The sequence below is a fragment of the Mycobacterium sp. B14F4 genome (assembly GCF_039871645.1).
Taxonomy (GTDB): Bacteria; Actinomycetota; Actinomycetes; order Mycobacteriales; family Mycobacteriaceae; genus Mycobacterium.
The window spans coordinates 61,153-81,943 of sequence record NZ_JBDPMF010000005.1; the positions used below are offsets into that span (position 1 = coordinate 61,153).

20 protein-coding genes are annotated in these 20,791 nt (G+C 69.9%); 6 read left to right on the top strand and 14 right to left on the bottom strand.

What is annotated here, in order from left to right:
- Window positions 1–65 precede the first annotated feature (65 nt).
- Entirely contained in the window at window positions 66–959 is an 894-nt protein-coding gene (locus ABGB19_RS15260) for a mycobacterial-type methylenetetrahydrofolate reductase (RefSeq protein ID WP_347686816.1), read from the bottom strand.
- 147 nt (window positions 960–1,106) lie between these two features.
- On the opposite strand from ABGB19_RS15260, the gene ABGB19_RS15265 reads away from it, so the two are divergent.
- Window positions 1,107–2,567: a protein adenylyltransferase SelO gene (locus ABGB19_RS15265; protein ID WP_347686817.1), complete on the top strand. Its 1,461-nt coding sequence runs from the start codon at window positions 1,107–1,109 to the stop codon at window positions 2,565–2,567.
- A 60-nt stretch (window positions 2,568–2,627) separates the two neighbouring features.
- Window positions 2,628–2,864, top strand: coding sequence for a hypothetical protein (locus ABGB19_RS15270; RefSeq protein WP_347686818.1), 237 nt, complete (start codon window positions 2,628–2,630; stop codon window positions 2,862–2,864).
- Here ABGB19_RS15270 and ABGB19_RS15275 read toward each other — a convergent pair.
- Window positions 2,861–3,832, bottom strand: a complete 972-nt coding sequence (locus ABGB19_RS15275; protein ID WP_347686819.1) for a hypothetical protein — start codon at window positions 3,830–3,832, stop codon at window positions 2,861–2,863. The genes ABGB19_RS15270 and ABGB19_RS15275 overlap by 4 nt on opposite strands.
- 181 nt (window positions 3,833–4,013) lie before the next feature.
- Between ABGB19_RS15275 and ABGB19_RS15280 the strand changes: the two genes are divergently transcribed.
- Window positions 4,014–4,616 carry an XRE family transcriptional regulator gene (locus ABGB19_RS15280; protein ID WP_347686820.1) on the top strand — a complete coding sequence of 201 codons (603 nt, stop codon included), beginning with the start codon at window positions 4,014–4,016 and terminating at the stop codon, window positions 4,614–4,616.
- A 93-nt stretch (window positions 4,617–4,709) separates the two neighbouring features.
- Here the strand turns inward: ABGB19_RS15280 and ABGB19_RS15285 are convergent, their stop codons facing one another.
- From ABGB19_RS15285 to ABGB19_RS15310, 6 genes are all read right to left on the bottom strand, one after another.
- Entirely contained in the window at window positions 4,710–5,372 is a 663-nt protein-coding gene (locus tag ABGB19_RS15285; RefSeq protein ID WP_347686821.1) for a hypothetical protein, read from the bottom strand.
- A 44-nt stretch (window positions 5,373–5,416) separates the two neighbouring features.
- On the bottom strand, window positions 5,417–6,127 hold the full coding sequence (locus ABGB19_RS15290; protein WP_347686822.1) for a DUF899 family protein: 711 nt from the start codon (window positions 6,125–6,127) through the stop codon (window positions 5,417–5,419).
- 65 nt (window positions 6,128–6,192) lie between these two features.
- Entirely contained in the window at window positions 6,193–6,354 is a 162-nt protein-coding gene (locus ABGB19_RS15295; protein WP_347686823.1) for a hypothetical protein, read from the bottom strand.
- Between the two features lie 299 nt (window positions 6,355–6,653).
- On the bottom strand, window positions 6,654–7,850 hold the full coding sequence (locus tag ABGB19_RS15300; RefSeq protein ID WP_347686824.1) for an NAD(P)/FAD-dependent oxidoreductase: 1,197 nt from the start codon (window positions 7,848–7,850) through the stop codon (window positions 6,654–6,656).
- A 3-nt stretch (window positions 7,851–7,853) separates the two neighbouring features.
- Entirely contained in the window at window positions 7,854–8,930 is a 1,077-nt protein-coding gene (locus ABGB19_RS15305) for an NAD-dependent epimerase/dehydratase family protein (protein ID WP_347686825.1), read from the bottom strand.
- Between the two features lie 212 nt (window positions 8,931–9,142).
- Entirely contained in the window at window positions 9,143–10,264 is a 1,122-nt protein-coding gene (locus tag ABGB19_RS15310; RefSeq protein WP_347686826.1) for an alpha/beta hydrolase, read from the bottom strand.
- A 224-nt stretch (window positions 10,265–10,488) separates the two neighbouring features.
- On the opposite strand from ABGB19_RS15310, the gene ABGB19_RS15315 reads away from it, so the two are divergent.
- Window positions 10,489–11,460: an aldo/keto reductase gene (locus tag ABGB19_RS15315; RefSeq protein WP_347686827.1), complete on the top strand. Its 972-nt coding sequence runs from the start codon at window positions 10,489–10,491 to the stop codon at window positions 11,458–11,460.
- Window positions 11,461–11,493: 33 nt separating this feature from the next.
- Window positions 11,494–12,366 (top strand): endonuclease/exonuclease/phosphatase family protein, encoded by an 873-nt coding sequence (locus tag ABGB19_RS15320; RefSeq protein ID WP_347686828.1) that lies wholly within the window; start codon window positions 11,494–11,496, stop codon window positions 12,364–12,366.
- On the opposite strand, the gene ABGB19_RS15325 is transcribed toward ABGB19_RS15320, so the two are convergent.
- From ABGB19_RS15325 to ABGB19_RS15350, 6 genes are all read right to left on the bottom strand, one after another.
- Window positions 12,341–14,146 (bottom strand): fatty acyl-AMP ligase, encoded by a 1,806-nt coding sequence (locus tag ABGB19_RS15325; RefSeq protein WP_347686829.1) that lies wholly within the window; start codon window positions 14,144–14,146, stop codon window positions 12,341–12,343. The genes ABGB19_RS15320 and ABGB19_RS15325 overlap by 26 nt on opposite strands.
- Window positions 14,143–15,318, bottom strand: a complete 1,176-nt coding sequence (locus ABGB19_RS15330) for a metallophosphoesterase (RefSeq protein WP_347686830.1) — start codon at window positions 15,316–15,318, stop codon at window positions 14,143–14,145. Before ABGB19_RS15330 ends, ABGB19_RS15325 begins: the two co-directional genes overlap by 4 nt.
- A gap of 78 nt (window positions 15,319–15,396) precedes the next feature.
- Window positions 15,397–17,382, bottom strand: coding sequence for a molybdopterin-dependent oxidoreductase (locus ABGB19_RS15335; RefSeq protein ID WP_347686831.1), 1,986 nt, complete (start codon window positions 17,380–17,382; stop codon window positions 15,397–15,399).
- A 70-nt stretch (window positions 17,383–17,452) separates the two neighbouring features.
- Window positions 17,453–18,550 carry an acyl-CoA dehydrogenase family protein gene (locus tag ABGB19_RS15340; protein WP_347686832.1) on the bottom strand — a complete coding sequence of 366 codons (1,098 nt, stop codon included), beginning with the start codon at window positions 18,548–18,550 and terminating at the stop codon, window positions 17,453–17,455.
- 9 nt (window positions 18,551–18,559) lie between these two features.
- Window positions 18,560–19,735: an acyl-CoA dehydrogenase family protein gene (locus ABGB19_RS15345; protein ID WP_347686833.1), complete on the bottom strand. Its 1,176-nt coding sequence runs from the start codon at window positions 19,733–19,735 to the stop codon at window positions 18,560–18,562.
- Window positions 19,736–19,778: 43 nt separating this feature from the next.
- Window positions 19,779–20,498 carry a CoA pyrophosphatase gene (locus ABGB19_RS15350; RefSeq protein ID WP_347686834.1) on the bottom strand — a complete coding sequence of 240 codons (720 nt, stop codon included), beginning with the start codon at window positions 20,496–20,498 and terminating at the stop codon, window positions 19,779–19,781.
- A gap of 94 nt (window positions 20,499–20,592) precedes the next feature.
- Here ABGB19_RS15350 and ABGB19_RS15355 point away from each other — a divergent pair, with 94 nt between their 5' ends.
- Window positions 20,593–20,784 (top strand): hypothetical protein, encoded by a 192-nt coding sequence (locus tag ABGB19_RS15355; protein ID WP_347686835.1) that lies wholly within the window; start codon window positions 20,593–20,595, stop codon window positions 20,782–20,784.
- Window positions 20,785–20,791 lie beyond the last annotated feature (7 nt).

The following is a 20,791-nucleotide window of genomic DNA, read 5'->3' on the forward strand; positions in this document are numbered from 1 at the left end:
TCGTTCACTCTGCGCTCGGGGCGTCGCCCACTCGCACTTCTTCGCCCTGGATGCAGATTCAACGGTTATGGCTTGTCGGGCGCCCAGTAGTCCAGCATCTCGGCGAACGTCTCGAACGCCGGGACGGACACCCCGTAGGTCGCCTCCAGGTGGATGCTCAGCGGGAAGCCGAGGTCGGCGACGCCGTCGATGACGCGCTTGTACAGGTCGAGCATGAGTTTGCGCTTCTCGCCCGGATCGGTGGCAGCCAACCGCCTGACGAATTCCTGCTCGTCTGCAACCGCCGGGTTCCCGGGATCCTGGATCAGCCAATTGATCAGTTCGACTTTGGTTTCCAGCTTCGGCACGAACCCGAACGACAGCAGGATCTCGGGCCGGTGGTCGGTGCTCGCAGCGAATTCGCGCAGGAAGCCCACGATCGCATCGGAGTACAACAGCTGCGTCATGCCGTAGGTGGCGCCACGGTCGCACTTGAAGGTGAACCGGCCGTGCTCCCCGTCGCGGGTGGGGATGAGGATCGCGCCGCGGTTGGGCACCAGGTCGTCGTACAGCGACAGCGCATCGGTGGGTGCGACGCCCGTACCCTCCCCGTCGTTCATCGTGCGCGGCACCCCGACGAACGCGATGCCGTCGAATCCGGCGCCGGACAGGTCGGTCAGCCGGGTGCGCAGCGTCGGCTCGTCCATGAAGGCGGTCACCTGGGTGCACAGCCCGTGCATCCCGCCCAATTCGGGCTTGATGATCGACCAGAAGTCGAGCACGTCCATCTTCGGCTTCATCTCGATGGGCCGATCGGAGTCCTCTTCGATCATCCCGGGGATCATCACGTGCCGGATGCGGCCGTCGAGCCCGGTCTCCGCGGCGCACCGCAGCACCTTGTGCGCATCCTCCAGCGCCTGCTCGTGCCCGCGCTCGACATTCGGCGGCACGAGCTCGAGCGCGATGGTGTTCAGCGTCACCAGGCTGCTCCTCGATCGTGACTGCTACTTCCCGCGGCACGGCAGGTCTCCGATGACCACTATCCGCGCTCCTCCCGGGTGCATCACCATACAGGGCGCGCTTTGCAGCGCCGACGTCCTCCGCCGCCGCTCCGTACTGTGGAGGGAGTGAGCGTTGCCCCCTCCACCGTCGCGTTCGGCGACCGTTTCGCCCGTGAGCTACCCGAGCTGGCGGTCCGCTGGCAGGCCGAAGCCGCACCCGATCCGCGGTTGCTGGTGCTCAACGAACCGTTGGCGGGCGAGCTGGGGTTGGACGCGGCGTGGTTGCGCGGTCCGGAGGGGTTGCGATTATTGACCGGCACGCTGGTGCCCGGCGCGGCGACGCCGGTGGCGCAGGCCTATGCGGGGCATCAGTTCGGCGGGTATGTCCCCCGCCTCGGCGACGGGCGCGCGCTGCTGCTCGGTGAGCTCACCACGCCGGACGGAGACCTTCGCGACCTGCACCTGAAGGGTTCCGGCGCGACGCCGTTCGCGCGCGGCGGCGACGGGCTGGCCGCCGTCGGGCCGATGTTGCGTGAGTACCTCGTCAGCGAGGCGATGCACGCCATGGGCATCCCGACGACGCGGTCGCTGGCCGTCGTCGCCACCGGGCGCCAGGTGCAGCGCGAGACACCGCTGCCGGGTGCGGTGCTCGCCAGGGTGGCCCGCAGCCACCTACGCGTCGGCATGTTCCAGTACGCCGCCAACACCGGAGACGGCGGATTGCTTCGGCGGCTGGCCGACCACGCCATCGCCCGCCACCACCCGCAGGCCGCCGCGGCGGACAACCGCTACGTCGGGCTGTACGAGTCGGTGGTCGCGGTGCAGGCGGCGCTGGTGGCGAAGTGGATGCTCGTCGGGTTCGTGCACGGCGTGATGAACACCGACAACATGACGATCTCCGGCGAGACCATCGACTACGGCCCGTGCGCGTTCATGGAGGCCTACGACCCGGAGGCGGTGTTCAGCTCGATCGACTCCTGGGGCCGCTACGCCTACGGAAACCAGCCGACGATCGCGGCGTGGAACCTCGCCCGGCTCGCCGAGGCGCTGTTGCCGCTCTTCGCCGACGACCAGGAGCAGGCGCTGGCCCGTGCGCAGGACAGCCTCGGCCGCTTCGGCGAGCTGTACCAGGATGCGTTGGCCTGCGGTATGCGCGCCAAGCTGGGCCTCGCCGAGGACCTTCCCGACGACGTCGCGGTGCCGCTGATGAACGACCTGATCGCACAGTTGCAGCAGAGCCACGTCGACTTCACCTCGTTCTTCCGCCATCTCGGCGCGGCCGCCCGCGGCGACGCCGAACCCGTGCGCGGGCTCTTCGTCGACCTGGCGGCGTTCGACGGCTGGCTGGCACGGTGGCGTGCGCTGGGCCCGGATGCCGAGGCGATGGAGCGCGTCAACCCCGTCTACATCCCGCGCAACCACCTCGTCGAGGAGGCGCTGACCGCCGCCACCGCCGGCGATCTGGCGCCGCTGCAGGGGCTGCTGGACACGATCACCGCGCCGTACGGCGAGCGGCCCGGACTCGAGCGCTACGCCGAACCCGCGCCGGAGGACTTCGGCAGGTATCGAACCTTCTGCGGGACGTGACGCCATAGACTGAGCGCCGGTCGGGGATGCGACTAGGTCGGTCGATAGGAGTCGATGAAGATGACTGTGCGACGGTTCGTGACCGCGGCGCTGCTCGCGGTGTCGCTGTCGGCCGGGGCGGTTCCGGTCGTGTCGATGACAGCCTCGGCCCAGCCCGGCAACTGCTGCTGCCCGCCAGGTCAGACCGGTGTCATCTACGGGTGCGCGTCGTTCTGCGTCGACGGCAAGGCGCTGGATACCAGCACCGGACTGTGCATGCCCGTGCCGCCGCCCTATCCGCACCCGCCCGTCGGTTAGGGTCCCGTTTTCCCGGCGGAGTCGTCCAGGCTGGTCCTCACGAGTTGCCACGCGAGGTGGCGGGCCTCGGCCGCGCGTTCGTAGAGCAGCCGCTGCGCGGCGGGTACCGGGTTGGGCTCGGGGGCTTCGCCCTCGACGACGGCGACGTGCACGTCCTCGGCCACCCGCATCGCGGCCAGCACGGCCTCGTTGACGCGCAGCAGCGCACGGTGCAACCGGTCGTCGGCGATGAGCAGCTGGGCGTTGGCCAGTTCGACCGAGAAGTCCTTCACCACCTGGCCGATCTGGTCGAAGATCGGCCGCATCGCCCGCTCCCGCTGTTCGCGGTCGGCCATGCGCAGTATGCGCGCACTGTCGTCCCACAACGTGGCCAGCACGTGGGTGTGGGCGTTGACCGCCCGCGACACCTCGGTGATCGCCATCTTCTGCTGCTGAGCCAGCAGGCGGTCGCGCTCGACGCGGGCCAGGTCGCGCTGCGCCCCGAGTTCGGCGCGGGCCAGGTTGCGGTGCGCCTCCATCTCCGCGTGCGTCAGTTCGCGTTGCGCCTCCCGCTCGGTTTCGTGCAGCGACCGAAGCAGGGCGACCTGGCGCGCGGCCCGCACTTCGGCGGCGGCGAGTTCGGCGCGCAGACGATCGGCCGCCTCGGTGGCGTCACGGGCCGCGCGCCGAAGGATGGTTTGCGTCTGCCACACCGTCACCAGACCGAGGGCAAAGACGGCGGCGCCGAAGAACCAGTCCGCTCGCGAGCCCGTCTCACCGGGACTGAGCATCACCATCCACGCGATGACCAGCACCGTGAGCCCGGCACCGGCGACCCATACCAAGCCCTTCTGCGCCTGCCTGCCGGCGAACCATGAGGACGGAGCCTGATCCGGTCCGGGTTCGTTGCTCGACGCGGAATCGTCGTCGAAATCCTCGGCAGCAGTGGTCGATTCGTCGTCCGACGTGCGTTGCGCCAGTTCGGTCACTCTCGGCCTCCCCTCGTCGGCCATTCCCGACCCAAACCCCCGCCCAACGTCCCGCTCGCGATGTACCCGAGTCACGTTGACGCTAACCTCGACCCGTGCTCGCGTCGAGCAGAGGGCTGCGGCCGACAGGCGTGTCGGCTGCGTAGCACCACGAAATGCATTGCGAGAGAATCGAGGGCCGATGGACAATTCCCTGCCGCAAGAAGGTGAATCCTCCGTCATCGTCAGCCTTTCCGAGGCGGCGATGCACATGTACACGGCAGCGATCGATGCCCTGCCGTTCCCGGAGGACAACAGGTTTCACGACCGCGCGGACATCGTGCTGTCGGGTATGCGCAAGTTGCGCTCGGGACTGGCCGAGGCCGCCGGTCGCAGCCGCTCCACCGCCGGCGTGATCGTCGCGCTGAGCGACGTGCGGCAGCGCTACGACCGCCTGATGTGCCGCGCGGCAGCTGCGCCGGGCGCGAGCCTGGGGCAGCAGCTGTACGCCGCCAGGCTGCACGCCCGGTTGTCGGCGCAGGAGGTGGCCAACGGAGCCGGGCTGCGCGTCGACCTCATCGATGACCTGGAAGCCGGCGAGATCCCGACCGAGGACGAGGCCGACAGGGTGAAGACGGTCATCGCGGCGCTCGGCGGGGTGCCGGGCACCGAGCATCTGGAGGAACCCGACGACGAGCCCGAACATGACGAGCCCGAGCCGGCCGAGCTTTCCGAGCCGGCCGATGCGCAGAACGACGAGGCGCATGCCGGAGACGACGGCGGCGCGGGCGGCGCGGGCGGTTAGCGGCCTACGGGCCGTGCGGCCAGGAGGACGCCGTCCGCGAGATCTGCCGACGCGAGCTGACTCCGCACGTCGACGAGGTGTGGGTCGAGCGGTTTACCGGTCGAGTTCACCGGCGATGCCGCGTTCGATGGCCGCGCGGGTGGACTCGGGCAACACGAGCAGGCCGTCGAGTTCGCGGCGCGCGAGTGCGTAGCCACGCTCGCGTTCCTGAGGGGTGGCGGCGGTGTCGGTGGCGATGCGCAGCATGCTCTGGGCGCGGGCGAGGCGCTGCTGATCGGCTTTCGAGAAGTCGCTGCGCCGCCGCCGGATCGCCTCGCGCTCCGCGGCATCGAACGAGGTGACGTAGTCGGTGACGGCGTCGACGTATTCGCGGGTGGCGTCCCCGTCATCGACGAGGTCCTCGGCCTTCGCCGGACGCAACAGGTCGGCGCGCACCTTGCTGCGGTGGAACCGCTCGGTGAGCGGATTGCGCATGTCGGTCATCAGCGGGAAGTCGAGCAGCTTGGCGATGTCCAGCTCGTATTCGAGCCACCGGGTGTCGGTGTGGTCGTGCGCCTTGACCGCCCGGGTGATCGCCTGCCATTGGACGGCGGGCGACGTGCTCGGCCGCTCGGCGGGGTCCGGCTCGGGCAGCCGGGGCTGTCGGTCACCCTGGCGGTTCTTGGCCGCGTTGAAGGCGCGCCATCCGCCGTACAGCACGCCGGCGAGCGGCACGAGCACGATCAGCAGCTCGAGCAGGCGGATGACGAGGCCCATGACGCCAGGATGCCACCGCCACGCGGATCGATCCCGACGGCGACTCAGTCGGCGCCGGGGCCGTAGATCCGCGCGATGTCGGGTGAGTCCAGCCAACCCGAGTAGGTCGGTCGCTGCGGCCAACCCTGCGGCGAGTCCTGCCACTGCTCCTGACGGCCCCACGGCAGCGCGTCGATCAGCGCGAACGAGTGGCTGAGCTGCTCGGTGCCGCGGCCGTTGGTGTGCCAGGTGCGGTAGACGGTGTCGTCGTCGCGCAGGAACACGTTGACCGCGAAGCCACCCCCCGGCGGCGCGTCGACGTCGGCGCCGAACGAACTGCCGGCCGACGAGTACCAGTCCATCTTGTTGCCGACCTTGGTGCGGTAGGCCAGCGCCTCCTCGATCGGTCCGTTCGTCACGATGACGAAGCGGGCGTCATAGTTGTCGAGGAACTCCAGCCGGGTGAACTGGGAGGTGAACCCGGTGCAGCCGCCGCACTGCCACTCGGCGCCGTCGGTCCACATGTGGTGGTAGACGATCAGCTGCGAACGGCCCTCGAACACGTCGGCCAGCCGCACCGGCCCGTTCTCGCCGATCAGGGTGTAGTCCGGCATCCGCACCATCGGCAGCCGACGGCGCTGGGCCGCGATCGCGTCCAGTTCGCGGGTGGCGGCCTTCTCCCGCCGACGCAGGTCGTCGAGCGCGGCGCGCCAGGTGTCGTGGTCGACGACCGGTGGCAGCGCGGTCGGACGGGTGGTGATTTCGTTCGTCGACATCGGGTCCTCCTGCGGTGGTGGATGCACTCGCAGGTTATGACCGACTCAACGAGGCGAACTCATCGTCAGCTGCTCTTCTTCTTGCCGCCGCCCGATTTCTTACCGCCGCGGCTCGACGATCCCGGCGAGTTCGCGATCGCCGCGGCCCGCGACTTGCTCATGCCCTTCTTGCGCAGACCTTCGTACTGCTTGTCGTTCTTGACGCTGGATCCGTGATCTTTCGCCATCACTCCTCCTCGGACGATGTGGGTATCGAATACCCGCCAGCGCGCGCGTTTGCACACGACACGCGGCGTGCAGACCCCGGACGTTGCCCTCGTTGCCGTACAAGCCGGGTATCGCCTGGTGCGAGAACACTTGAATGCGCTCGGCGTCGGGGAAGTGCTCGAGCACCTCGGCCGCGCGGGGGAGCCGCTCGATGCCGGGCTCGTGATAGATCCGCCTGATGTCGAGCAGCCGGTCGGCCAGCTCGGTCGGGGAACGCCGCGGCGCCGCGTCGTGTTCGACCATGGGTGTCACGCTCCGTTCAACGAACGCGGGTCGACGACGATCCCGATGATCTTGTTCTCGCGCAATGACCTTCGTCACTGCCGTCCAGCCAGCCGACGATGTCCCTCGCGATCGGTGAGGCCTGCAAACGGAACGACTGCAGGGGCCCGATAAGCGGCTCGTCGAACCCCGCGAACCACAGCCCGGGCGCGGCCGCGGGCAGCCCGTTGACCTTCGGCTTGCCCGCCTCGTCGAGCATGCCGTGGTGGCCCACCAGCGGTTCGAGGCCGTGGCGGTAGCCGGTCGCCGCGATCACCACGTCCGGCGTCAACGCGGTGCCGTCGGCCAGCACGACGCGGGCGCCTGCGAACGACGACACGGCGTCGACGATCTCGATGCGCCCGTCCTTGATGCGCGGCACGAGCTCGTCACCGAGGGTCGGGATCTGTTCGTCGTCGAGCAGCGCGGAGTAGATGCCCTGTCGCGGCGCGGGCAGACCCTTGTCGGACAGATCGCCGAACCACAGTCGGCGCATGACGGCCGCCGCCCGGTCCAGCACCGGAACCGGCATCCTGCTGAACGCCGCGCTGAACGCGTCGACCGGGATGCCCGCGGCGGCCCGCGGCACCAGATGCGGCGGCGTGCGCACCGCCATTCGGACGCGGGCCGCCACGTCGTCGCTCAGTTGCAGCGCGATGTCGGTTGCCGAGTTGCCCGCCCCCACGACCAGCACGTCTCGGCCCGCGAACGGCCGCGGGTTGCGATAGTGCGCGGAGTGCAGCAGGTCCCCGGTGAACGTCTCGGCGCCAGGCCAAGCCGGCAGCGTCGGGGTGTGGTAGTTGCCGGTCGCGACGACCACCGCCGCGCACCGCAGCCGACCGCCGTCGACGGACAGCACCCAGCCGTCACCCTCGTGGTCAACCCGAACGACGTTGACGCCGAGCCTGATTCGCAACCGCTGGTGCCGCACGTAGTCGTCGAAGTAGGAAACCATGTCGTCGCGCTCGGGCCAGCGCCCGTAGCGCAGGGGGATGCGTTGGCCCGGCAGGTGCGACCAGTAGCCGCACGTGTTCAGGCGGAACCCGTCGTAGCGATTGCGCCACGACGACGCCGGTTCGGCCGCCCGGTCGACTGCCAACGCGTCGATGCCGTGCTCGTGCTTCAACTGGCGCGCGATCGCCAGGCCGCAGGGCCCGGCGCCGATGATCACCACCGGTTCGTGGATCGTTGCCATCGGTTACGGCAGCCGCCTGGTGGTCAACAGCCCCTCGGTGAGGTCGCGGTGCAGTTGTTCCAGCATCGACCTGCGGCGCAGCGGCGGGCTCTCGGTGTGCGCCTCCTGTGCCACGCCGCGGATGACGTCGGCGAGTGCGTCGACCGAGGACCACCGAGGCTGCCAGCCCAGTTCGCGCACGGCGCGTGCGCAGTCCAGAAGCGGCACGCTGAACGCCATGTCCAGCCAGCCGCGGTCGATCGGCTGCAGGCGTGCCCGCCAACTGAGGTCGACGAGCGCGCCGAGCACCGCCGATGGCAGGTGGACGGCCTTCGCGCCCAGGACCTCGGCCACGTGGTCGCGGGTCAGCGGTGGTTCTGCCGACAGATTGAACGGCCCCCCGGCCCGGCGCTCGAGGACCCGCACCACCGCGTCGGCCACGTCGTCGGCGTGGATCAACGGGATGCAGAGCCGCCGGTCCAGCGGCAGCACCGGCAGCAGGCCGACCGCGAGCATCGGCACGTACCCCGGCAGCGCGTAGCGCATCAGGCCACTGGCGGCGACACGCTGCACGATGAACCCCGGCCGCATCCGCGCGATCGTGATCCCCTCGCCGCCGTGCATTCGTTCGTATTCGTCCAGCAGGGCTTCGGCGTCGGACTTGTCGCGGCTGTAGGGCGACGACGGGATGCCGGTGGTCGGCCACGCCTCGTCCACCCGCCTGCCGTAGCGGCCGGCCGCGTAGGTCCCCACCGACGACATGTGCACCAACTGCCCGACGCGGGCGGCGTGCGCGGCCTCGAGCACGGCCGAGGTGCCGCCGACGCCGACCTGGTGGAGGTATTCGGTGTTGCGCGTCGGCTGGAATCCCCATGCGAGGTGGACCACCGCGTCGACTCCGTCGAAGATCTCGCGCAATTCCGGCGCCGTGTCCGGGCCGGCGAGGCCGAGGCCACGCCAGGTCACCCGTCCGTACTCGTCCCCGGGCTCGGGCGGTCTGCGCACCACGCCGACGACGTCGTGTGCGGTGTCGCTGTCGGCCAGTCGCCGCAGCAGCGCCGTACCGACGTTGCCCGATGCTCCGGTAATGACGATGCGCACGGATCAGCCTCCAGCACTCACTGTCGGACCCTCCGCAGACGCGGCTGTGTCGTGGGTTCGGCGCTGCGACCCAGGACCGAACTTCTGCCATGATTCGTGCACGTCTACGGCTACCCGTCCGGCGACCGGTTACACGTTGTCGCAACGGGAATCTCGGTGCCGGCCGGGTTGAATCCCGGCGCGCGCGCCGTACGGGATCTGAGTCGTGCTTCTCAGCCGGCGACGGCGTGGCGGGCGACCGGGCGACGTTCGTGAACTTCGGCGAGGAAGTTGCTCACCTCGACCGCACAGCGCCGCGCGTGCGACGAGTCGACGAGGTCGAAACCGTGACCGGCTCGCGGAATCTCGCTGTACTGCACACTGTTTCGCGAGACCGCCCCGAGCTCTCGGTGGAAGTGCCGCGCCTCGCCCACGGGAATGATCGTGTCGTGCTGGCCGTGGATGAGGAAGAACGGAGGCGCGTCTTCGTGGATGCGCGCCATCGGCGAGGCCGCCTCGAAGACATGCGGGTGCCGCGATTGCCTGCGGCCCACCACCACTCGCTCCAGGAAGCTCTGGAAGTTCTTGCGGGTCGGAGTCGACCGGTCCTGCCAGTCGTAGCGGCCGTAGATGCCGACGACAGCGTCCACGGAGGTATCGGCGTCGTCGGACAACTCACCGCGGAAGGTGGGGTCACCCGGGGTGAGGCCGGCCAGCGCGGCCAGGTGGCCGCCGGCCGAGCATCCGGCGACCGCGACGAAGTCCCGGTCCCCGCCGAACTTGTCGACGTTGGCGCGCGCCCAGGCGATCGCCGCGTTGACGTCCTGGATGTGCCGGGGCCAGCGGTGCACCGGTGACACCCGGTAGTCCATCGTCAGGCACACCCAGCCCCGCTTCACCAGATGGTGCAACAGGGTGTGACCCTGCAGCACGCGCGACCCCTGCACCCAGGCGCCACCGGGCACGAACAGCAGCACCGGCGCATCCGGCGGCAGGTCGGGGAGGCGCCACACGTCAAGCAACTGGCACGGGTGACTGCCGTATTGCACGGAACTGCGGTACAGGCAGCGCTGGCGCTGCGCACGGAACCGCAGGTACGGCGGAATGCGTCCGGCGCCCGCCGTCGCGACGGGTTCACCGGCGGCGTCGGCGGGGGCAGCGGCCTCGGGGCTCCCCCCGATGCGGCGATCGATCATTGCTCGCACGGCCGTGGGCGCGTAATGGCCGCCGTACAGCATCATCGCGGTCAGGCCGGCGAACGGTTCGAGGCGCTTGCCGACCACCGGCAACGACGAGTAGAACCTGGTCGACGCCATCGCGACGTCCATCGGGTGCAGGGAGCGCAGGAGGTTCATCGCGTCACTCCACCGCAGCGACGGCGGCGGTGTCGCTGGTCCGGCCGCCGCTGCACGACGCGCAGCAGGCCTCTTCCAAGCTGAACTGTCCGCAGGAGGAACAGATGAACTCGAGCATGTCGACGCCTTTCGGGCCGGTGGAGCAACGTGCGCCCTAGATACCCGCGCGCCTTCGATGCGAAACCAACGCGGGGCGCCTGCGGGAGATGGGTACGGTGGGCCTGGTGAGGTATCTGGACGTCGACGGGGTCGGCCGGGTCAGCCGCATCGGCCTCGGGACCTGGCAGTTCGGCTCCCGCGAGTGGGGCTACGGCGATGCGTACGCCTCGGGAGCGGCCCGCGAGATCGTGCAGCGCTCGCTCGCGCTGGGCGTCACGCTGTTCGACACGGCCGAGATCTACGGGCTGGGCAAGAGCGAGCGCATCCTCGGCGAGGCGCTCGGCGCCGAACGCGCCGCCGTGGCCGTCGCCAGCAAGGTGTTCCCGGTTGCCCCGTTCCCCGCCGTGGTCAAGCAGCGGGCACGCGCCAGCGCGCGGCGCCTGCAGCTGGACCGCATCCCGCTCTACCAGATCCACCAGCCCAACCCCGTGGTTCCCGACTCGGTGATCATGCCGGGGATGCGTGATCTGCTCGACGACGGCGTGATCGGCGCGGCCGGTGTGTCGAACTACTCGCTGGACCGGTGGCGCAAGGCCGACGCGGCGCTCGGGCGGCCGGTGATCAGCAATCAGGTGCACTTCTCGCTGGCGCATCCGCAGGCGCTGACGGACCTCGTGCCGTTCGCCGAGCGGGAAAAACGGATCGTGATCGCCTACAGCCCGCTCGCCCAGGGCCTGCTGGGTGGTCGCTACGGCGTGGACAACCGCCCGGGCGGGGTGCGGGCGATGAACCCGTTGTTCGGCACCGAGAACCTGCGTCGCGCCGAACCGCTGCTGCAGACGCTGCGTGACGTCGCCGCCGATGGCGGCGCCAAGCCGGCGCAGGTTGCGTTGGCGTGGCTGATCAGCCTGCCCGGGGTCGTCGCGATTCCCGGCGCCTCCAGCGTCGAGCAGCTCGAGTTCAACGTCGCCGCAGCCGATCTCGAGCTCAGCACCCAAGCCCGCGATGCGCTCACCGCCGCGGCGCGCGCGTTCCGCCCGGTGTCGATGGCGCGTTTTGTCACCGACACGGTGCGCGAGAAGGTGGCTGCCAGGTAGGCCGTCCGATCGGCCCCGTGCACAATGCACGGCGTGCGTCCCGTGCTCGACAGAATCCACAGATGGTTGACGCCGCGCCAACGACGCGTCGCGGTCACGGCGTTCGCTTCGGGACGGTGGAACCGCGCCGAGACGTACGCCGGAACCGACCGCACCGAGCTGACGTTCACCACCTTCAACGTCTGGAACGACGGCTATTTCGCCGACGAGAGGTACGACGCCATCGTCGAACTCCTCACCCGGCAGGAGCCCGACATCATGGTGTTCCAGGAGGTGACCCGCCGCGCGCACGACATCCTGCTGTCCCATCCCCTGGTGCGCGAGCAGTACTTCTGCGCCGCTGTGATCGGCGGCGGCGTCGGCGACTACGGCATGGCGATGCTCTCGCGTGTGCCGTTGCGCGAGGTCACATACACCCGGTTGCCCAGCAGAATGTTCCGCGGATTCCTCCAGGCGGAGTTGACCGCCGCAGGCGTCCGAACGGCCGTGTCCTCCGTGCACCTCGACAGCGGCAAGGCGTCTGCCGGGCTTCGCGCTCGCCAGCTCGATGACGTGTTCGGCGCGTTGCGCTCGGCCGACGACGCCATCGTGCTCGGCGACTTCAACATGCGCGACGCCGAGAATTCTGGGATCGCCGCACCCTTCACCGACGTCTGGCCGATGCTGCGGCCGCGGGAGCCCGGCTTCACCGAGGACACGGCGATCAACCTGATGCGGCTGGACAGCAGGGACAAGCACCGGCAGGTGCGGTTCGACCGCGTGCTGGTGAAGGGGTCGGCCTGGACGCCCGCCGACATCGACCTCATCGGGACGCAACCGATCTCGACCGCCCATCCCCGGGTCTTTCCCTCCGACCACTTCGGCCTGCGCTGCCGGCTGGTCAGGACCGGCCGAGCTTGCCGCTGAGGTACTCCGCCCGGCAGGCGCCGCGGGCCAGCTTGCCGCTGGTGGTGCGCGGGATGGCGCCGGCGGCGACGAAACGCACGTCGGCGGCGGCGATTCCGTGTCGCCGCTGCACCGCATCGCGGACCGCGCCGGCGGCGGGCCCCGGGTCGGAGCGACCGGTGCCGGTGGCCCGTTCGGCGACGATCACCAGTGTCGTATCGTCGTCGCCCACGGTGAACGCCGTGACGTGCCCGCGGCGCACCATCGGGGACGCGGCTTCGGCGGTGGCCTCGATGTGCTGCGGGTAATGCTGCCTGCCGTCGATGACGACCAGGTCGGCGCGCCGGCCGGTGACGTACAGCTCGCCGTCGAGATAGACACCCAGATCTCCCGTGCGCAACCAGCTGGCTTGCGGTGCAACACCTCCCGCGTGGCTGTCGACGGACAGCCGCGTGGTGAGGTCGGCGCCGAACGTCCGGCGCGACTCGTCGGGCCTGCCCCAGTATCCGCGGCCGACGTTGTCGCCGTGCAGCCAGATCTCGCCCACCCGGCCGTCGGGTAGCTCGGTCCCGCTGTCGGGGTCGGTGATGACGGCCCACTGGCTGCGCGCCACCTGGCCGCACGACACATGCGCGACGGCATCGGGGGCGTCGGGTGCGACGGGCACTGCACGCCCCCTGGTGAGCTCGCCGCGGTCGAGGTGCACGGCGGCGGGCCGGGCAGTCGGCGCGATGGTCGAGACGAACAACGTCGCCTCGGCGATGCCGTAGGACGGCCGAAAGGCGTTCGGCGGCAGACCATATGGGGTGAACGCGGTGGTGAAGGCGTCGATCACGTCGATGTCGACGGGTTCGGAACCGACGATCAGCACCGCCTTGCTCAGATCGACGGTGTCGCCGGGCGCCGGCACGCCGCGCTGCGCGGTGTACTCGTAGGCGAAGTTCGGAGCCGCCGTCACCACCCGTCCGTCGCGGGATCCGTCCGACAGCGCCCTGATCCACCGCTGCGGGCGGCGCAGGAACGCCGTCGGCGACATCAGCGTCGAGTGCCCACCGTAGACCGCCGGGAAGCCGATCATTGACAGTCCCATGTCGTGGAACAGCGGTAACCAACTGAGGCCGTGCACCTTTCGGTTCAGCAGATCGATCGACAGGATCATCTGGATCAGGTTCGTGCCGACCGCGCGGTGGGTGATCTCGACGCCGACCGGCGGACGCGTCGCACCGGAGGTGTACTGCAGATGCGAGACGTCGTCGAGGCGCAGGTCGACCGGTTCGAATTCGTCGCCGGTGGCGGGTTTCTCGTCGAGCAGCACCACTCGCGGGGTCGCGACGCCGTCGAGTCCGGCCAGGAACCCGTGCACGTTGGCCGCCGCAGCCGAAGTGGTCAACACCACCGATGGCTCGGCATCGCGCAGCGCGGTGTCGAGTCGCTCGGCGTGGCCCTGCAGTTCCGGTGCGAACAGCGGCACGGCGATGGTGCCCGCCTTGACCGCGGAGAAGAACCCGGCGACGTAGTCGAGTCCCTGCGGGGCCAGGATCGCCACGCGGTCACCGGGACTCGCGACCCGCTGTACGCGCGCGGCGATGGTCCGCAGGCGCGCACCGAGCTGTCGCCAGGTGAGCTCGACAACACGGCCGTCGTCGGCGCCGGTGTAGTCCAGATAGCGGTATGCGGGCGCGTCGCCGACGCTGGCGATGTTGCGGTCGATGAGCGAGATCAGGTTGACCCCGGCCGGGACGGCGATGCCTCCGGTGTCGTCCAGGCAGTCCTCGATACGGAGCAGTCCCCCGGGTGTCACGACGGCGACTCACTGTGCAACGTCAGCACGGAGATGTCCGGCGGTGCCCCGACCCGCACCGGCGGCCCCCAGAACCCGGCGCCCCGCGTCACGTACAGCGCGGTGTCGTCGACCATCGACAGCCCCGCCAGCGAGGGCTGTGCAGCCCGGACCAGGTGGTGGAACGGCCACATCTGACCGCCGTGGGTGTGCCCGGACAGTTGCAGGTCGACGCCGCGCGCCGCCGCCTCCGCGACCATGACCGGTTGGTGGGCGAGCAGGATCGTGGGCCCCGCGACGTCGAGGTCGGCTAGGGCCGCATCGAAGTCCGGTGCGTCGGAGTGCGATTCGCCGGCGAGATCGTTGACGCCTGCGAGGTTGACCACCGCCGCGCCGCGCCGGATCTTCGTGCCCTCGTTGCGCAGCGGGATGGCGCCGAGGCGCTGCAGTTCCCGGAGCCATTCGAACGGGTCGTCGACGAAGTACTCGTGGTTGCCGGTGACGAAGAAGGTGCCGTCGCGGGCGACGAGGTCGGCGAGCGGTTCGGCGGCCGGACCGAGTTCGGCGACGGTGCCGTCGACGACGTCGCCGACGATCGCGACGAGGTCGGGCGTCGTCTCGTTGATCATCTCGACGATCCGCTCGGTGTGCGCGCGACCGGACAGCGGGCCCAGATGGATGTCGGACACCACCGCGATGCGGTAGCCGTCGAAGGCCCGGCCGAGGCCGCGGAGGCGCACCGGCACCCGGAGCAGGTCGGGCGGGCCGACGGCGGTGGCGGTGCCGAAGCCGACGAGGCCGACCGACGCGGCGCCCGCGGCCGCGGCGGTTGTCCGGGCCAGGAACAGTCGGCGGTTGAGAGTGGTTGGCTGCGGGCCGGTCTCGGTTTCGGCCGAGGCGCGTCGCACCCATCGGCGCGCGATCAGTCGAACCGGTTCCAGCATCAGCGACGTGAGGAACAGGTACGCGGCCAGGCCGAACCACAGGTATCCGGGCCAGGCCACCCATCGCGTGTCGTCGGGCCCGACGATGCGGGGCAGGACCAGGGCCGCGGTGAGAAGCACCGCGAGCGCGATCAGCACCGCGGTGAGGATCCACCGCAACCGGCCCGGGCGCGTGGTGTCGCGGACCAACCGGTTCCACAGGTAGAGGTGCATGAGGCCGAGCACCGCGCCGAGCACAACGAGGAACATGCACACCCTTCGCAGACGTCCGCGGCGCGGCGCGGGTCCTTCCATCATGCCGGTGCGCGCAATTCGGCGACGGGTGCGTCAGCCCGGGTGCAGGCTCACCGCGATGCCGGAGTAGCGCACCATGCCCGTCACGACGTCGATGTCGTCCTTGCTGGTGAGGCGGTTGACGTTGGCGCCGTGGTGGCCGTGCGGGATCGACACCGCCCCGCGCCGCATCGAGTCGTCGACCTTGGCGACGCCGGTGATCTCGCCGTTGGCGCTGCGCACCGTCACGGGCTCCCCGCTGACGACGCCCGCGGCCGCGCCGTCGTCGGGGTTGATCAGGATCTCGGCGGGTTCGCCGAGGAAGTCGAGTTGGCCGTTGAGCTTCTTGCGTTGTCTCCGGGGCACCAGCACCAGCGGTGGCGGCGGTTCGAGCGCCGCGAGCTGTTCGACGAGCAGCGGCGGCGCGAGGCGCCAGCCGCCCATCCGCTCGATGTGGTCGTCGACCCAGCCGGCGGGTAGTTCGCGTTCGGCGTCGGCGTAGCCCGCGGCCGCCACCTCGTCGTATCTGGCCCGCGCGCCGGCCAGCAGGACGGTCAGCACGTCGTCGTCGGTGCTGGACTCGGGGTCGCCGAGCGTGCCGAGGTCGTAGCCGAGCCGCCTGCCGAGTTCGGCGAACACCCACCACATCGAGCGCCGCTCGCCGACTGGTGCGACGACCGCCGGGGTGTACTGCACCGACACCCGGGCGCTGAGGATGTCGTGGATCGTGATGTCCGGCCGCTCCAACGGGTCCTTGGTCGGCAGCACATGGGTGGCCAGTCGAGTGGTCTCGTTGTCGACGATCTCGGTCGTGGCGAACACCTCGAGCTGCTGCAAGGCGGGCACCAGCTTTCCGGTCTCGGGGAAGCTGGTGACCAGGCTGCCGCCGACGTTGATGAGCGCACGGATGTGGCCCGCCGCGATCTCGTCGGGCAACACGGCGCACGGCCACTCGTTGATGAACGCCTGCGCCTCGGGGCGGCTGCGCGGGCCGGGGCCGAAGGCACCGTCGATGGGCGTGATCGGCAGCAGGTCGCCGAAAGCCTCGAGCTGGTAGGCGAACCCGGGGTGAAACCACGTACCGCCGGGCCGGTTCATCGCGCCGGTGAGGATCATCAGCACCCAGGCCAGCCACTGGGTGACATTGCCGCGCTCGGCGGTCATGGTGACCCCGGTGCCGGTCTCGACGGCCACGCAGTCGGCCGCTCGCACCGCGGCGCAGAGCCGGGTCAGCTCGTCGGGCTCGACGTCGGCGAGCTGTGCGACGTGTTCGAGGGTGAACGGCTCGACCGCGGCCGCGAGTTCGTCGACGCCCTGCACCGGGACGTCGGTCTTGTGCCCGTCGCGCAGGATCTCGCGCACCAGATAGGCGAGCACCGCGTGGTCGGTACTCGGCCGCGGAGCGAGGTGACCGGTGGCCAGTCGGGCGGTCTCGGTACGGCGCGGGTCGATCACCCACACCTGCCCGCGCTTGGCGATCTCGCGCACGGTGCCCGTCGGGTTGGGCATCGAGATGGCGTGACCGTGCGACACCACCGGGTTGACGCCGACGAGCAGCAGGAAGTCGGCGTCGTCGAAATCCGTCCGGCCGGACAGCCCCATGAACCCCCCGACGAGGTCGGAGACCAGCGGCTTGGCGGTGCCGTCGATGGTCAGGGGGCTGAACTTGGCCGGGGTCCCGATCGCCGCGTGCAACGCCTCGGCCATGCGGAACCCGGCGCTCTCCATGGTGCTGAAGTAGAAGGCGACCGACTCTGGCCCGTGCCGGTCGATGATGTCCTTCAGCCGGGCGCCGAGGTCGTCCAGACACGCCTCCCACGGGGCGTCGCGCAGTTCGCCGTCGACGCGCATCTGCGGGCGTTCGAGCCGGTCGGGGTGATGGTGCAGCAAGGGCAGCGCCCGGCCCTTGCCGCAGGTGTAGCCGCGGGAGAACGGGTGGTCCTGGTCGCCGCGCACCCGGACGACCTGGTCACCGTCGACGTCGACGAGGATGCCGCACACCGAGGTGCAGATGCGGCAGAAGCTACGCACCGTCTGCATGCTCGGAAACGTACTCTTCTCAGCGGAGAGGCGGCTGCGCAATTCATGAGAATTGCCCTTCCGCCGTGCTCTACAGCGAGACGACGCCGTAGTCGCCGACGTGGCGGATCAGCGTGCGCACGTGGTCGTCGGCCGTCCCGAGGGTGTTGTCGATCGCGGTCAGCCGTGCGGCGTAGTGCCCGACCGGGTACTCGGCCGTCATGCCGATGCCGCCGTGCAGCTGGATGGCCTCCTGGGCGATGTGCCTGCCGGACCGTCCGACCTGGAGTTTGGCTCGCGCGGCGATCACCGGGTCGAACCGGCCGTCGGCGATCGACATCGCGGCGTAGAAGGTCATGCTCCGCGCGAGCTCCAACGAGACGTACATGTCCGCGGCGCGCTGGGTGAGCGTCTGGAAGGTGTTCAGCGGAACGCCGAACTGCTTGCGGCTGGTGAGGTATTCGGTGGTGAGTCGCAGCGCCTCCTCCATCGCGCCCACCGCCTCCGCGCACAGCACCGACTGATGGCGGATGACGGTGCGGGTGATGTGCTCGGTCGCGTCGCCGTCGACGAGCGGTTCGGCGGGGACGGCCTCGAAGTCGAGCTGGGCGCCGCGCCTGCCGTCGAACGTGCGGTAGTCATGTCGGGTCGCCGCCGTGCCGTCGACCAGGAAGAGACCGGCGCCACCGTCGGGCAGTGCGGCGGTGACGATCACCTTGTCGGCCGAATCTCCCGCCAGCACAGGGTTTTTCCGGCCGCTGACGGCCCAGCCTTCACCGCTGCGCTCCGCTCTCGTGTTCGGTTCGGTCGACGGCACGCGCGCGCCGGGCTCGTTGTGGGCGAAGGCCAGCAGCGTCCGGCCCTCCGCCACCTCGTCGAGAAGCTGCTGATCTGCATTGAGGTCGGCGAGCAGCCCACCGGGAACCAGCGCGGCCTCGGCGACCGGTTCGGGCGCGAGCCGCCGACCGATCTCGGTCATCACCACCATGACCTCGATCTGGCCGGCCTCGCTGGGATCGAAGCCCAGGCCGAGGATGCCGACCTCGGCCAGTTGCGCCCACACCTCACGGCGCCAACCGGGTTCCCCCTCGGTGACGGCGGCGATGTCAGCGATATCGGCGTCGCGCGACAACACGTCTCGGGTGACGTCGCGAAGGAGTTGCTGTTCCTCGGTCAGGTCAAAGTCCACGGTGCCCGCTCACAATCCCAGGATGGTCGACGCGATGATGCTGCGCTGAATCTCGTTCGTACCGCCGTAGATCGACGTCTTGCGGTAGTTGAGGTAGCGCGGCGCGGCGTCCTGCGCCCACGCGGGTACGTCGAGCTCGTCGCCGACGCCGAACGGCAACGCGTCCTGGCCGGCCACCTCGACGAGCAACTCGCTGGCCGCCTGCTGCAGCTGGCTACCGCGCAACTTGAGGATCGACGACGCGGGGTTGGGCTTGCCGTCGGCCTCCGATCCGCTGACCCGCATCTGCGTGAGTTCCAGTGCCAGCAGCCCATTTTCGATCTCGGCGACCCGCGCGGCGAACAGCGGATCGTCGAGCAGCGGCGTCCCGTTCACCGTCAGCTGGGCGGCCCGCTCCTTGACCTGAGCCATCCACAGCTTGGTCAGCCCGATGCGGGCGATGCCGGTGCGTTCGTTGCCCAGCAGGAACTTCGCGTAGGTCCAGCCCTGGTTCTCCTCCCCGACCAGCTGATCGGCGGGGATGCGCACGTCGGAGAGGAAGACCTCGTTGACCTCGTAGCTGCCGTCGATCAGCTTGATGGGTCGCAGCGTGATGCCCGGCGTGGACATCTCGGCGAGCAGGAACGAGATCCCCGCCTGCTTCTTGGGTGCGTTCGGGTCGGTGCGGGCGAGCAGGAAGATCCAGTCGGCGTGCTGACCGAGCGTCGTCCACGTCTTCTGACCGTTGACGACGTAGGTGTCGCCGTCGCGCACCGCGGTGGTACGCAGCGAGGCGAGGTCGGAGCCGGCCTCGGGTTCGGAGAAGCCCTGACACCACCAGATGTCGAGGTTGGCGGTGGGCGGCAGGAAGCGCTCCTTGATCGCCTGCGACCCGAACTGGGCGATCACCGGGCCGACCATCTTGGTGTTGAAGGCCAGCGGTTCGGGCACTCCGGCCAACTGCATCTCGTCGAGCCAGATCTGTCTCTGCAGCGGTGTCCACTTCTTCCCGCCCCATTCGACCGGCCACGTCGGGACCGCCAGCCCGTTCGCGTTGAGGATGCGCTGGCTGGTGACCATGTCGCCGGGGAAATCGGGATGTCCGGCCTGGACTCGCTCGCGGATGTCGGCCGGGATCTCGGTGGTGTAGAACCGGCGCATCTCGTCGCGGAACGCGACGTCTTCGTCACTCAACGCCAACTTCACGGTCGACCCCTCTCGTCGTATGGCTAGTTACCCACCGCGGGCCCTACTTCCACGCGAACACCGGCTGTTCGAGTCCGTCGACCGGGTCGTGGCGGCCTTCCAGTCCCAGCCAGCGCAGCTGCAGCAGCACCGCACCGGTCGGCGCGTGGATCAGGTCGTTGCCCAGCGGGATCTGCACGACCGGGCGCGGGCTCTCCGGGATCTCGACGAAGCGCGGCGAGTCGTCGCGCTGCAGTTGGTGCAGCCCGACCCGGTACACCGCGGTCACCTCGTCGGGTGCGGGGAACAGGTCCAGCCGTCCCCCACCCCAGATGACGACGGGGGTGATGACGTACCCCGATCGCGTCGGGTAGTCGTCCAGCAGTCCGAGCACGGTCGACTCGGACAGCCGGACCCCGACCTCCTCGTCCAGCTCCCGCAGCGCGGCATCGACCACGGTCTCGCCCGGGTCGACGCGACCACCGGGCAGCGCCCATTGGGCGGCGTGCGTCGAGAGCCGAGACGCCCTGCGACACAACAGGAAAGCCGCACCGCCCGAGACGTCGACCATGCGGCCGTCGAGGCCGGCCTCGGGCATCTGCCGCCCGGCGATCCAGCCGTCGACGTCGGCCGGATCGACCCGGTCCTCGCCCAGCTCGGAATCGACGAGCACCACCGCGACCGCCGCGTGGCGTTTGGTCGGGTCGGTCACGGCGCGGCGGTCGTGCCGCGCGATGTTGGCGAGGATCCGTTCCCGCAGCGTCTCGTCGTAGCCGATGCTCACCGCTCGACCATAGCCGCGGGCCTCGGACCCCCTGGTTTGCGCGGCTGCGTACGGGGCAACACCGTGCGATACGACAACAAGAGAAGGGACCACCATGGCACTCGATGACGACGACATCACCACCTCCGGCGGCGAAGGCACGGCGGGCGGCGAAGGCACCGCCGACGGCGGCTCGAACCCCGAAGGCCACGACGGCGGTGCCGACGGCACGGCGGGCGGCGAGGGCACCGCGGACGGCGGCTCCAATCCCGAGGGTCACGACGGCGGTGCCGACGGGACCGCGTGACGCTGTT

Coding starts and splice junctions, on each gene's coding strand:
- ABGB19_RS15335 (WP_347686831.1), bottom strand. CDS start 17,382: ATGCAGACGGTGCGTAGCTTCTGCCGCATCTGCACCTCGGTGTGCGGC.
- ABGB19_RS15270 (WP_347686818.1), top strand. CDS start 2,628: ATGACTGTGCGACGGTTCGTGACCGCGGCGCTGCTCGCGGTGTCGCTG.
- ABGB19_RS15330 (WP_347686830.1), bottom strand. CDS start 15,318: ATGTTCCTCGTTGTGCTCGGCGCGGTGCTCGGCCTCATGCACCTCTAC.
- ABGB19_RS15295 (WP_347686823.1), bottom strand. CDS start 6,354: ATGGCGAAAGATCACGGATCCAGCGTCAAGAACGACAAGCAGTACGAA.
- ABGB19_RS15285 (WP_347686821.1), bottom strand. CDS start 5,372: ATGGGCCTCGTCATCCGCCTGCTCGAGCTGCTGATCGTGCTCGTGCCG.
- ABGB19_RS15355 (WP_347686835.1), top strand. CDS start 20,593: ATGGCACTCGATGACGACGACATCACCACCTCCGGCGGCGAAGGCACG.
- ABGB19_RS15290 (WP_347686822.1), bottom strand. CDS start 6,127: ATGTCGACGAACGAAATCACCACCCGTCCGACCGCGCTGCCACCGGTC.
- ABGB19_RS15310 (WP_347686826.1), bottom strand. CDS start 10,264: ATGAACCTCCTGCGCTCCCTGCACCCGATGGACGTCGCGATGGCGTCG.
- ABGB19_RS15280 (WP_347686820.1), top strand. CDS start 4,014: ATGGACAATTCCCTGCCGCAAGAAGGTGAATCCTCCGTCATCGTCAGC.
- ABGB19_RS15300 (WP_347686824.1), bottom strand. CDS start 7,850: ATGGCAACGATCCACGAACCGGTGGTGATCATCGGCGCCGGGCCCTGC.